This is a genomic window from Enterobacter sp. K16B, from assembly GCF_020216105.1.
Lineage (GTDB): Bacteria > Pseudomonadota > Gammaproteobacteria > Enterobacterales > Enterobacteriaceae > Enterobacter > Enterobacter sichuanensis.
The window spans coordinates 14,594-27,739 of record NZ_JAIWJZ010000106.1; the positions used below are offsets into that span (position 1 = coordinate 14,594).

At 57.8% G+C, this 13,146-nt stretch carries 8 protein-coding genes; 6 read left to right on the forward strand and 2 right to left on the reverse strand.

Features of this window, described 5'->3' with window-relative positions:
- Positions 1–137: 137 nt before the first annotated feature.
- Genes LDK53_RS18220 through LDK53_RS18235 form a run of 4 tightly spaced genes read left to right on the forward strand, consistent with a single transcriptional unit; the run spans position 138 to position 5,842 of the window.
- Positions 138–2,396 carry a type I secretion system permease/ATPase gene (locus LDK53_RS18220; RefSeq protein WP_225287759.1) on the forward strand — a complete coding sequence of 753 codons (2,259 nt, stop codon included), beginning with the start codon at positions 138–140 and terminating at the stop codon, positions 2,394–2,396.
- Positions 2,393–3,631 (forward strand): HlyD family type I secretion periplasmic adaptor subunit, encoded by a 1,239-nt coding sequence (locus tag LDK53_RS18225; protein ID WP_126801532.1) that lies wholly within the window; start codon positions 2,393–2,395, stop codon positions 3,629–3,631. The genes LDK53_RS18220 and LDK53_RS18225 overlap by 4 nt, the downstream gene beginning before the upstream one ends.
- Position 3,632: 1 nt before the next feature.
- Positions 3,633–5,108, forward strand: coding sequence for a TolC family protein (locus LDK53_RS18230; RefSeq protein WP_225287760.1), 1,476 nt, complete (start codon positions 3,633–3,635; stop codon positions 5,106–5,108).
- 47 nt (positions 5,109–5,155) lie between these two features.
- A complete protein-coding gene (locus tag LDK53_RS18235; RefSeq protein ID WP_225287761.1) occupies positions 5,156–5,842 on the forward strand; it encodes a response regulator transcription factor in 687 nt (228 codons plus the stop codon).
- A gap of 51 nt (positions 5,843–5,893) precedes the next feature.
- On the opposite strand, the gene LDK53_RS18240 is transcribed toward LDK53_RS18235, so the two are convergent.
- Positions 5,894–8,728 carry a transporter substrate-binding domain-containing protein gene (locus LDK53_RS18240; RefSeq protein ID WP_225287762.1) on the reverse strand — a complete coding sequence of 945 codons (2,835 nt, stop codon included), beginning with the start codon at positions 8,726–8,728 and terminating at the stop codon, positions 5,894–5,896.
- 443 nt (positions 8,729–9,171) lie between these two features.
- On the opposite strand from LDK53_RS18240, the gene LDK53_RS18245 reads away from it, so the two are divergent.
- On the forward strand, positions 9,172–10,383 hold the full coding sequence (locus LDK53_RS18245) for a tetratricopeptide repeat protein (RefSeq protein WP_225287763.1): 1,212 nt from the start codon (positions 9,172–9,174) through the stop codon (positions 10,381–10,383).
- 5 nt (positions 10,384–10,388) lie between these two features.
- On the opposite strand, the gene LDK53_RS18250 is transcribed toward LDK53_RS18245, so the two are convergent.
- Positions 10,389–10,697, reverse strand: a complete 309-nt coding sequence (locus tag LDK53_RS18250) for a Biofilm associated protein A (RefSeq protein ID WP_225287764.1) — start codon at positions 10,695–10,697, stop codon at positions 10,389–10,391.
- A gap of 269 nt (positions 10,698–10,966) precedes the next feature.
- Between LDK53_RS18250 and LDK53_RS18255 the strand changes: the two genes are divergently transcribed.
- Positions 10,967–13,146, forward strand: a 2,180-nt coding sequence (locus LDK53_RS18255) for a PAS domain-containing protein (protein WP_225287765.1), incomplete at its 3' end; no start/stop codon positions are given.

A 13,146-nucleotide genomic window follows, 5' to 3' on the forward strand; every position in this document is an offset into this window, starting at 1 on the left:
AAAAATAAGCAGGTCCATTGAGACAGGTCTCATTAAGGCAAGACCATTCCGCGTGACAGAATATTCCTAATTCACTGCAAAAAGTTAATTTATCTTTTTGATTTAATTGTCTTTTAACAACCAGGAACACGCGAAATATGGAATCCTCAATGGCCAATACCCAGGAGGAACAGCTGCACACGCTCGCCCGTGATACCCGCCTGAATGACGACTCTCTGCTCAGAAGCATTGCCTGGCTGTCTGAGCATTATGGTCTGGGTAAAAGCGACGATGTTTTGCTGGCTGGCCTGCCTGTCGAACAAATCCTCACACCCTCTTTAGCGCTTGATGCGCTCAAAAACGCCGGTATCACCGGGGGGCTCATCAAGCGTAACAGCGCTGAACTGCCCGAGCAGGTATTCCCCATGATTCTGCTGCGCAAAGGTGCGGGCGGCATGGTGCTGCTTGCGCGCGAGCGTCGTAAAAATGCTGATGATAAATGGGATCTGTTTTACACCCTGATCATGCCGGAAGTGGGTGACGAGCCGGTTGAGCTGAACCATGAGGCGCTCAGCGAGCTGTATGTCGGTTATGCCATTGCGGCAAAGCCGACGGCGCGCATTGACAGCCGGGTCAGCGACATCGCGCCGCCGCAGCCGAAAGGCCACTGGCTGTTCAGCACTCTTTGGCGCTACCGTAGCTACTACCGCAGCGCCGCGCTGGCCTCCGTGCTGGTCAACGTCCTGGCGCTGGCGTCGGTCTTCTTTACCATGAACGTTTACGACCGCGTGATCCCGAACCAGGCGTTTACCACGCTCTGGTCGCTGGCGATTGGCGTGCTGGTGGCGATGGTCTTTGAGGCCGTCACCCGTACGGTGCGGGCGCATCTGCTTGATACCGCTGGAAAGAAAGCGGATCTGATCGTCGGCAGTATTCTGTTTCGCCAGTCGCTGGCGGTCAAAATGGAGCATAAACCGGCCTCTTCCGGCTCGTTTGCCAACCAGCTGCGCGAGTTTGAATCCGTCCGCGACTTCGTCTCTTCCGCGACGCTGGCGGCGATTGCCGACCTGCCGTTTGTGCTGCTGTTTATCGGCATTATTTTTGCCATCGGCGGCTCGCTGGCCATTATTCCCCTGTTGATGTTACCGATGATCCTGGTGGTGAGCCTGCTGATCCAGTGGCCGCTGGCAAAAGTCATGAAAGCCAGCCTGCAGGAAGCGTCGTTAAAGCAGGGTGTACTGATTGAATCCATCGAAGGGATGGAAACCCTCAAGTCAGTGGGCGGTGAATCCTGGATGCAGAGCCGCTGGCAGAAATTCAGCGCCATGCAGTCCAGCAGCGCCGCGGCGTCCAAACACTACTCGACGCTGGCCATGAACTCGGTGAGCTTCCTGCAGCAGCTGCAGACGGTGCTGCTGATTGTGACCGGGGTATACCTGATTGATGCCGGTCACCTGACCCAGGGTGCGCTGATCGGTACCGTGATGCTGGCGGGCCGCGTGACCGCGCCATTAAGCCAGGTGATTGGTCTGGCCGTGCGTTTTCAGCAGGCGAAGGCCGCGCTGAGCTCGCTGAACAGACTGATGGACCATCCGACCGACCGCAGCAGCGAGATCGACTACATCAAACAGCCTGAGCTGAATGGCGATATCGAGCTGAAAGGGGTGACCTTCTCCTACCCGGCACCGCCGATGCAGCCTAACCCGGAGATCCTGAAAGGGGTCAACCTGACGATTAAGCCGGGCGAGCGCGTGGCGATTGTCGGCAAAATCGGCAGCGGCAAATCGACCCTGCTGCGCATCATTGCCCGTCTCTACACCCCGGTGAAAGGGCAACTGTTCAGCAGCGGGCTGGATGTAAACCAGATTGAGCCCTCCGACTGGCGTAACAACGTGGGCTTTGTCGGCCAGGAAGCGCGCCTGTTTTACGGCACCCTGCGTGAAAACATCATGATTGGCCGCCAGAACGCCTCCTCCGATGAATTCCTGCACGTGCTGCGCCTGACCGGGCTGGATCAGATAGCCGCGCGCCATCCTCGCGGGATCCACATGCCGGTGGGCGAGCAGGGGAACAGTCTCTCCGGTGGTCAGCGTCAGCTGGTGTCGCTGGCCCGTACGCTGCTGGCGAGACCCAATCTGCTGCTGCTGGATGAACCCACCAGCGCGATGGATTCCCAGACGGAAGCCCTTTTCTTACAACACCTGAAAGTCGCAACGGCCGGGCACACGCTGGTGGTGGTGACCCATCGCCCGTCGCTGCTGGCGCTGGTCGATCGCCTGGTGGTGGTTGATGACGGCAAAATCGTGGCCGATGGCCCTAAACAACAGGTGCTGGCCGCCCTGAACGGCGCACCGGCTAATGACAGTTCCCCTGCGAAAGCCACGCCAGCAAAACAGCCCGTGGAGGCGACCGCATGACATTCTTTAAACGTAACACCCGACAAAAAGCCCTCTCGGCGCGCGATGCCGCCTGGATGAGCGACATTCAGGAGGCGTTATTCTCCCAGACCACGCCAAAATCACGGTTGGTGCTGTGGCTGATCCTCGTCGTCTTCTGCGGCTTCCTGGTCTGGGCCCATTTCGCGAAAGTGGAAGAGATCACCAAAGGCGACGCCAAAATCGTCTCGAAAAGCCGCGAGCAAATTATCCAGAGCCTGGAGGGCGGTATTCTCGAAGAGCTGAACGTCCGTGAAGGCGACATCGTCGAGCCGGGGCAGGTGCTGCTGAAAATTGACCCGACCCGCGCCCAGTCCAGCTACCAGGAGACGCTGCGTAAAGTGGTCGCCCTTGAGGCCACCGTCGATCGCCTGCGTGCCGAAGCATATGGCCTGCCGCTGACCTTCAGCGACCGCGTGAAGCAGTACCCGTCAGAAGTAGAGCTGGAAACGCATGCCTATAACAGCCGCAAGCAGGCGCTGGAAGAGGGCATCGCCTCGCTGGAAAAAAGCTACCGTCTGGCGCAGAACGAGATCGCCATGTCCGAGCCGCTGGCCGCGCGCGGCCTGCTCTCGGAAGTGGAACTGCTGCGCATGCGCCGTCAGGCCAACGATCTGCAGTCGCAGATTGTTGAACGCCGCAACCGCTACCAGTCCGATGCTAACGCCGAGCTGATTCGCCAGGAGCTGGATCTGGTGCAGGCCCAGGAGAGCCTGACCGGACGCGCCGACGTGGTGAGCCGGACCACCATCACCGCGCTGGTGAAAGGCACGGTAAAAAACGTGCGTGTCACCACCATCGGCGGCGTTATCCAGCCGGGTGAACACATTATGGAGATCGTGCCGCTGGAAGATCAGCTGCTGGTGGAAGGGAAAATCAAACCGTCTGACGTGGCCTTCCTGCATGCCGGATTACCGGCGATGGTCAAGATCACCGCCTACGATTTCGGCATCTACGGCGGCCTGAAAGGGCACGTCTCTCTCGTCAGCCCGGACACGCTGAAGGATGACGCCAAAGCCGCCGCCGGTCGCCCTGACGACACCTACTACCGGGTGATGGTCTTAACCGACAGCAGCACGCTGACGGCGGGCGGTAAATCCCTGCCGATTATTCCCGGCATGATCGCCACGGTGGAAATTCGCACCGGTGAAAAAACCATTCTCGACTACCTGTTGAAACCTATCTTCAAAGCGAAGGAAGCGTTCCGCGAGCGTTAATATGAAAAGTGAATCTATTTTTATGCAGCGCCGTCTGGCGGCGTTGCTGACGGCCGCGGCTTGCCTGGCATCGGCCAAAAGTGCAGCAAATAGTGATGGCTTATTAGCCTTTGTGCCTGTGGACCCTGTGGTAAAATCTCGCATGGTGATGGCCTACACGCCGCCGGCGCCCGCCGCGCCGCTGGTGGAGCAGGCGCCGGTGAAACCGGTGATTGCTGCGCCCAAACGCGAAACCCCGGCCCCGTCTTCAGCGGCCCGGGTACCCAGTGAACACGATATTCGCGAACTGTTTAATGACGCGGTCAATACCGCGCTGAGCATCAGCCCGGAAGTGCGTGGTGCGAATTTCAATACGGAAGCGGCAGAAGCGAACGTGGATGAAGCCAAAGGCCAGCGCTGGCCGCAAATTGACGTTGGCACCCGTTCCAAAAGCTATCAGTTTGGTGGCGGTGAGCGCCGCTACAGCGACAGCCGCCCGGCGGTCACCGTCAATATGGCGACCACACTGCTCGACTTTGGCCGCACCAGTAACACCATTAAAAGCCGCGAAGCATTGCATGACGCGGCAATCAATAACGTTGATGCGCAGGCGGAAGATATCGCCTGGCAGGTCAGCAGTTCACTGATTGAGCTGAGCAAACAGCGCCAGATCATCAGCCTGAGCCAAAAGTACGTGGCGCGGATGAACGAGCTGGTCGCCATGCTGGACGGGATTGTGAAGGTCGACCAGGGGCGTCGCAGCGAGCTGACCCAGGCCCGGGGGCGTCTGCTGCAGGCGCAATCTTCGCTGGATACGGCCGTCTCGCGTGCCCGTGATATTGAAATCACCCTGAATCGCCTGCTGGGCGATAAAAAAGTGCCTCTGCCGGCGGCGACCGTCTGGAACCTGAAGCCGGGTGAACTGACGTCACAGCTTTCGGCCATCGACAGCCATCCGACGATCCGTCAGGCGAAGGCGGAAACCGCGTCGGCGCTGGCGGATGCGGATGCGGCACGTTCGGCGTCATACCCGACGGTCACCTGGAACGTGGGCAAAAGTACCGGGCGTGACGAGCTGGGGCGTGAACAGTCCTGGGAGACCGGGGTGAACGTAAGCTGGCCGATTTTCCGCGGTGGTTCGCAGCGCGCCGCTGAACTCTCCGCCGCGCGTCGTGCCGACGCCAGCAGAGAAGCCATCGAAAAACAGTTACGCGATCTCGATAACCGCGTGCGTGCGGCCGATCACGATGCCCGCAGCATGCTGGAGCGCGCTGAGTTGTACCATGACTTAGCCTTTGAGTCCGATCGCATTCGCCATGATTTCTTCGATCAATGGTACCACCTTGGCAGACGAACCCTGCTGGATGTGCTGAGTGCAGAAAGTGATTATTACGGTAACCAGGTGGCAGAAGCCACCAACCGCTTTGACGCTTACGCTGCTATTTTTCGTAGTTATGCCAGTGCGGGGACATTATTGCAGTGGCTGAGAAAAACATAATCAGCCATTTTATAATGAACCCCAGCAGGCACAGAAAGAGAGTGCAGATGAACCCGTTTTCAGGAAAAAAAATCTATATCGCCTTACTCGACGATCATCCGATTGTGCGCAAAGGGCTGGAAATTATTTTCAGCCAGGAGCCGGATTTCGAACTGAAGGGCAGCTTTGCCAGCCGTATTGATCTGATGAACTTCTTACGCACTAACCGTATTGATGTGCTGATCCTCGACTATTTACTCGGTGAGGACGACATCGACGGATTACCGATGATCAAACAGCTGATGAGCAATTTCCCGTGGCTGAAAATTTTGCTCTCATCGACGCTGGAAAATACCGCGATTGTCCGTCAGGCGCTGAAGGCGGGCGTGCGCGGGCATATCGGGAAAAGCCGCGACGCCTCGGAAGTGGTCGCGGCGGTACGCCAGGTGGCAGCGGGGCATATCTGCCTCTCCGAAAGCATGGAGAAAGAGTTTTATCTTATCTCCGAGCCGACGGTACCGGGTGAGGTGGAAGACGAGCAGCAGGTCATCGAGGGTATTGGCCGTCTGGATGAGCTTTCTCCACGGGAACTGGAAGTGTTACGCCTTTTCCTGTCCGGAATGTCGGTACTGCAAATTTCTGAGAAGTTCAGCCGGAGCCGCAAAACGGTCAGCGGCCAGAAGAAATCGGCGATGAGAAAGCTGGGGGTCAAGACCGACCCGGAGCTGTTCCTCTGGCACGACCAGCTGCTGTGATCCTCCACTGAGAGCCGCTTTTCTTGCCGGGTGGCGCTGCGCCTACCCGGCCTACTCCACGTTGTAGGCCCGTGCATTGCGCAGCGCCTTTGCCAGATCGCTAATCGAGCACGGCTTAAACAGACAATCGTTCATACCCGCCTGTAAACACCGCTCCGTAATCTCATGCATCGCATTGGCGGTAAAGCCAATAATCCACGCCGGATCCCGACCCTGTTCGCGCTCGGCATCGCGTATCATGCCCGTCAACTGGTAGCCGTTAATGCCCGGCATATTACAGTCGGTGATGATCACATCAAACGCCGTATCGGCCCAGATAGTGAGCGCCTCATCGCCGCTGGCCGCCAGATGCGCGTGCTGGCCCAGCCAGGCCAGCTGTTTGGCCAGCAGGATCCGGTTTGCCGGGTTGTCATCCACCACCAGTACCTTCAGCGCCGGTAACGTTTCCTCTTCCGCCTGCGACGGGACGCGGGGGGTAACGGCACGGGTCACTTTGGGCAGGGAGAAGGTCGCCCGTACCGTGGTGCCGACCTGCTTTTCGCTGGTGAGGGTGAGCGTGCCATTCATGCTTTCACAAATGGTCCGGCTGATATAGAGCCCGAGTCCCGTTCCTGCCCGGCGGTTGTCTGCCTGGCTGAACGGTTTGAAGAGGGCGGCCTGCTGGCTGGCATCAATACCGACGCCGCTGTCCTGCACCTCAATCATAAACTGGACAGCATCGCCCTCTTCCTGTTGCGATAAGGTCAGCGTTACGCCGCCGCGATCGGTAAACTTAATGGCGTTGCTCAGCAAATTGGAGAGCACCTGCTTAATACGCAGCGGATCGGCGTAGACCTCATACAGCGGCGTGGTCGGGAAGACTTTCTCCAGCCGGATATTCTTTTCAATCGCCACCCCCTGGAATACCCGCATCATGTTGTCGATGAGCTTGCCAAAATGCACCGGCTCCGGATTGAAATCGAGATGGCCCCCCTCGATACGGGAGATATCGAGAATATCGCCAATCAACCCCACCAGCCCTTCTGCCGAGTCGTAAGCGACTTCCAGCGCCTGCAGATCGTGTTCGCCCCGGCGTCCTTTTTTCAGCACGATGTCCAGCATGCCGATAATCGCATTCATCGGGGTGCGGATCTCATGGCTCATGGTTGACAGGAAGACCGATTTTGCCCGGTTAGAGTCTTCGGCCCGCTCTTTCGCCTCGCTCAGCTCCGCCAGCAGCGATTCACGTTCCGTCAGCATCTCACGAAGCTGGCTGAGCTGTTCGTTCAGCTGTCGGCGCAGGGCGGCTTTGCGCACGATCTGCCGACGTAAATAGAGCGCCCATCCCAGCGCCAGCAGCACCAGTACGGCGCTGAAGATGCCCGTGGCAATCAGCACCTCGCGATAGCGATACCAGAAGCTGTCCACCACCACCAGCTCGTTTGGTCGCCAGCGGTTCGCCAGATTCTCCATCTCAATGGGGGAGATGCTCAGCAGCACTTTATCCAGAATACGTTGCAGTTCGGGGCTGGCCAGCCCCACGCCAAACGAGATCCAGACGGGGGAATCGCCGACGATCGACACCACTTTTAGACGATCCGGGAAGTTGGTGTAGATCTGATAATCCGTCATCACCAGAATGCCAAGCGCCGCGTCGGCATCGCCCTCGGTAATGCTGGCGAGCAGCTGCGATTCATTGCCCACGTGAACAATCTTGATCTCCGGGTAACGCTCGCGCACCCACTGCTCCACGGCAATGTCTTTGACCACCGCCAGGCGCTTGCCGCGCAGATCGGCCAGGGTGTGGATGTCGTTGCGTGAGGTTGAGGTGGTCAGGGAAAATGCGCTGCGCAAGTAGGGGCGCGTGAAGAGGAGCTGAGACTGACGCGCCTCGCTGGGGGTGATTGACGCGAGCATATCCGCCTGGCCATGGTCCACCTGGGAAATTAACGCCTCCGTGGTCGTCCCGGTCTCAAAACTAAAGCGTAACCCGGTTCTCAGCGACACAACGGAAAAGAGGTCCGCCACCACGCCACGCAGTATGCCCTTGTTATCAATAAACGAGACCGGCGCAGCGTTATCCTGGCTGTAGATAAGCACCTTCACCTCCGGATGACGGGCAATCCACGCTTTCTCCTGGTCGGTAAAATCCAGCGACTTGGTTCCCTGAGCGATATCGACCCGATCGGGCTGCCAGCGGCGATAGAGATCCAGCTTTTCCTCTTCGGGCACCGCGCGGATAGTGGCGTTGATTAAGGCATTGAGCTGCGGGTTATTCTGGCTCAGGGCGAACCCGACTTCACGGTTGGACAGCCGGGAGAAGCGCTCGATATGAATATTGTTTAAATAGTTCCGGCTCAGGGAATAGCTGTTGCCCAGATAGGCGCGCGACTGCCCAAACGCCACGGCGCTGAGTGCGTCCTGATAGCTGTCAAACAGACGAAAGCGGGCGTTGGGGTACGCCGCTTTCACCTGAGAAAGGGGGAGATAGTCCCTGACCATTGCCACGTCGGTGTCGGCAAGATCGTCCGCGAGGGGCCGGGTGTCCCGGTCGTTAATACCCAGCACCGGTTTATCGCTGGCGTAGGGGGCTGAGAAAACAAAGGCGTCGTTGGCATCAAAGGCGGCGACAGAGGGGATAAGATCGATATCACCGCGGGCCAGCGCCTGCCACAGCTCTTCCGGCGAGTCGTACATCCGGAGCTTAACCGGCAGATTCAGCTGCCAGGAGACCAGACCAAGATAGTCGGCGCTTAAACCCTCATACTCATGACGCATATTGCGCATACCGAAGGGGGGCGCGTCATAGCGCGTAATGCCGACCGTTAAATTTTGCAAACGCTTCAGCAGCGTGGCTTGCTCTTCGGTAAGCGGTAAACGGTGCATCCCCTCAATAGGGGTACGCATCAGAATCTTATATTCTTCGCTGTGTGCTGGCGGCATCACAAATAAAAATAAAACCAGAAGCAAAAAACGACGAAGGTAGTGGCGCATATCTTTTTATAACGCTCCTGAGGATGAAGTACTAAGAGTGATATTCTGGTTAAAGGTAAAAAGTATTGTTATAAGACAAGGCTTGGTTATTATTCTGGCAATTGAGAATAACGAAAAGCGCAATGTCTGGTCAGGAACGTGATTAATTCGACGCAATCACCTCAATACTAATATAAGCGTGCCGTTTCGCCTGTTTTTCGCTGCTTAACGTATGTTAACTGGCAGGAACATCAAGACGGGTCTTGTCGCTTACCTGACTGGCGAAGAGGAAAATAATACCCACGTTTATTTACTCCTGAGCCCGAACGATGCGCCGAACCCTTCATTCTCACGCTTCCGCAGCGAAACAACACGCCATGCGTCAGAAATTTACTGCTCTGGCTGAGCAGTACCGCCATGCTATGGCCGTCGCGGATTATGCGACCGCCTCCCTCTGCTGCGAAAAAGCGCTGGCCGTTCTGCCGCACAATATGTCGGTGCAGAGCGATTACGCCCTGAGCCTGATGCGTGCGGGAAAATATGACCAGGCGTATAAGGTCTATCGCAAGATTTATCAGTCGCCGCGCCGTCATGAAGCGTCAGAAACCTGGCTCGATGGTCTGGCGGAACTGTGCGGCCATATGGGCAAAACGGATGAAATGCGCGCCTGTGGTCTGGAGTCGTTGACCCTCTCGGACCAGCGTTTTCGTCAGGGAACCGTCTGGCCGCTGCCCCAGACGCCACCGCCGCCTTTCCGGGCGGATTGCCCGGAAAAGAACATCATTGCGTTCAGTCTGTATGGCGATCAGCCGCGCTATTGTGAAACCTTAATTAAAAATATCGAGGTTGCCGCAGCGCTGTTTCCGGCCTGGCGCTGTCGCGTCTATCTGGACGACTCCGTGCCGCAGCATGTCTGGCAGCGGCTGGCGCAGGCGGGTGCCTTGCTGGTGGATATGAGCGAGGAAAAGGGCATTTACCCGACGCTGTGGCGTTTTCTGGTAATGGGTGACCCGCAGGTCGAGCGATTTTTAGTGCGTGACGCCGACTCCCTGCTCTCCGAACGCGAGCAGGTCTGCGTGGAGGCCTGGCTGCGCTCGCCGTTCTATTTCCACCATATGCGCGACTACTTCACACATACTGAGTTGTTGCTGGCCGGGATGTGGGGCGGCTGTGGCGGTGTGGTGCCGAACGTGGAAGGGATGATGCGTCAGTTCGTGGCGAGCTACCGGGGGAGCGCCCGTTTCACCGACCAGTATTTCCTCAAGGTGGCGCTGTGGCCTACGGTCCGACAGAGCATTCTGAATCACGATGAGATCTTTGCCTTTCACCATGCTCAACCCTGGCCCGAGCACCCGCCGATTCGCTGGAAGACCGAACACTTCCATGTGGGCAGCAACGCCGGGTTTACCGTGCTGGCCGGACCGAGCGAACACGCTGAAGGTGAAAAGCAGACGGTCGCATTGCGTATTGCTGGCGTGAGCTATCCCTACGCGGCGACGGTGCGAGAGGGGCAATGGCGATTGCCCATCCCTTTCTTCCTCGCCGACGATTTTCGCGCCGGCGCGATACAGGTCGAGGTGCTCGCGTAACGGGTTTACGTCTGAGGGGCAACCTCTATGCCTGTCTGTACCAGCAGCTCCGTCTCGAGCCCGGAATGGTGATACACCTCGTATTGCACCCCATCTACGGTGACGGAGCCTCTCGCCTTCATCCACTCTCCGGGCTCTGACTCCGCAGGCAGCAGGTCGGAAAGATTGACCTGCTGGCCGGGCGCGCCTTTTATTAGTAACTGCTGACTGCCATCGTCGATAAAAAGAGGCTCTTCACCCGCAATGAAAATATCGCCGAGGGTGATCTCGACCAGCGCAGACTTTTCATCGTGGGGCGTTAAAGGGTTATTCATTATTGTGGAACCTGTTTATGCATAGCTAATTTGCTGCGTTTTTACCTGTCCGGGTAAAAGGGGACAATAAGGCCTGTCTTATAAAAAATGGCGGTCGATATTTTTTAAAAACAAGACCGACCTTAGTTAGGGCTGGATCGCCAATGGCTAAAATTCCCGCACATTATGGCGGGTATCCAGACAATGCAGAACGACGCGCGATTGCTAAAATTAAGGTTGCACCCGTCTGCTTATTTTCAGCACTCATTTTTCAGGGAACGACTCAAACGATGCGTTTTATCTCTGCCCGGTTAATTAGCCTGTTTTTACTGCTGTGCAGTATCGGGCAGATACAGGCCCAGGAACTGACGCTGCAACCCCGCGTGCAGGTCAATGCGCCGCACGTCCAGTTTAGCGATGACGTACAACAGTGGCTGAATAACAATCAAACGCTTCACGTGGGGGTCTGGGGGCAGCCGCATCCTCCCCTGAGCGAGGGCATGGACCACGGGCTGTTCAGCGGTATCGCTGCCGATTATCTGGCGCTGCTGGAAGACAGCCTTAAGGTGAACGTCAAACTCCACTACTACAGCCAGAGTCGCGATGCTTTCCAGGCGCTGCGCCGCCATGAAATCCAGATGGTGGCGATGTGGAACCCGGAACTGTGGCCCAACCCCGGGCTGGTGTCCACGCCGCCATGGCTGCTGGATAAAGCGGTCCTGATGACCCCTCGCGATCGCGCCGATGACCATCCAGAAGAGAGCCCAAAGACCATCGGTCTGATGTCCGATACCCACGCCAGTGCGGCGTTGCGTCAACATTATCCCGACAGCACGCTGCGTTTACAGTTCTGGTATCCTTCGGCGATCAGCGCGCTGGCGTTTAAGCAGATAGATGCGCTGTGGATTAACCGCGCCAGTGCGGAGTATCTCACTCAGTACCATCAGGCGCAGGGGCTTCGCTGGCGTTACAGCCCGGCCCTGCCCAATCTGAACATGAGCTTTGGTGTCGACAGGCAACTGCCGCAGCTGGCTGAAGCCATCGACACGGTGTTCAAACATATCCCGTTAGCCAGCCGTTTGCGAATCACCACCAGCTGGGGACTTAACCGGAGCTTTGTCATCACCTCCAATCCGCTGGCGCTGGATCAGGAGGAGGAGAACTGGCTGCGTGAGCATAGTCAGATTCAGGTGATCCTGGACAGCCGCCAGCGCCCGCTGTCGTTTCTGGAAGAGGGGGCGCCCGCGGGTCTGGTGGTGGATCTGCTCAACCAGTTTAGCGAGCAGTACGATATTCACTTTACGCTTCTTACCGCCGGGAGCGACGCCGAACTTAACGCCTTAAAGCGCGACAACCCGGATGCGCTGGTGCTGAGGCAGCAGTGGGACGTGTCGCAGAAGCCCGCCGCGACCGTGGCGATGACTCCGCCGTTACTGACCACGCCCGCCGTGGTGGTGATGGACCTGGATATCAAACGCCCGGATGATTTTTCCCAACTGAAGGGGGAAAAGCTGGCGATCATGGCTGATGACCCGCTGCGCGCCTGGCTGGAAACCTGGTATCCCACCATTAAGCTGGTGCCATTGACGCAGATGGACGATGCGCTCGCGCGCCTGAAAAAAGGGGAAATTCGCGGGGTGATTGCGCCGCAGTTCATTGCCAACTATCTGGTGACGCGCCATCACCCCACCCGTTTTTATCTGGCCGTGACGGTACCGGTAGCCCCCATTGACGTGGTCATTGCCGCGCAAAGCGACACCAGCCAGCCGATTAATATTCTCAATAAAGCGCTGGCGGATATGCAGCCGCAGGCACTGATGCAGCTGGCGGGCGACTGGCGACAAGCGGCCATCGACAATAGCGAAACCTGGGCTCACAGCTCGCTGATTAATTCGCTGGTCTGGGGCGTACTGCTCCTGCTGGTGGTCACCGGGTGCTGGCTGTGGATACATTATCTGCGCGCCGCGCTGCGTCGCGGTAACGTCTGGCAGCAGCAGCTGGCCGAACAGTTACGTTTTACCCAGGCGCTGATTGACGCCTCGCCCGTGGCGCTCTACGTGCGCGATCGCAACGGCCATCTGCTGCGTTACAACCAGGCGTGGGCGGATGCCATCGGCCAGCCGGGCGATGCGTTTCAGGGGCAGCCGGTCACGGCGATCGACATCGCCGAGCCGGCGGTGCTGGCCAATCTGGAGGCAAAATACCAGCAGGCGCTGCAGGATGGGCAACCGCAGAACTGGTCTGAAAGCTTTACGCTACACGGCCAGACCCGTTACCTGCAGGGCTGGATTGTGCCGTGGCACGACGGTCAGGGGGAGATTGGCGGGCTGATTGGCGGCTGGCTGGATGTCACCGAAAAAGAGCAACTGATCGCTCAGCTCTCTGAGACCAAAAGTAATCTGGAGCAGGCCATCGGCAGTAAAAACGCCTTTATGCAGAGCATGGGCCATGAGGTGCGCACCCCGCTCAG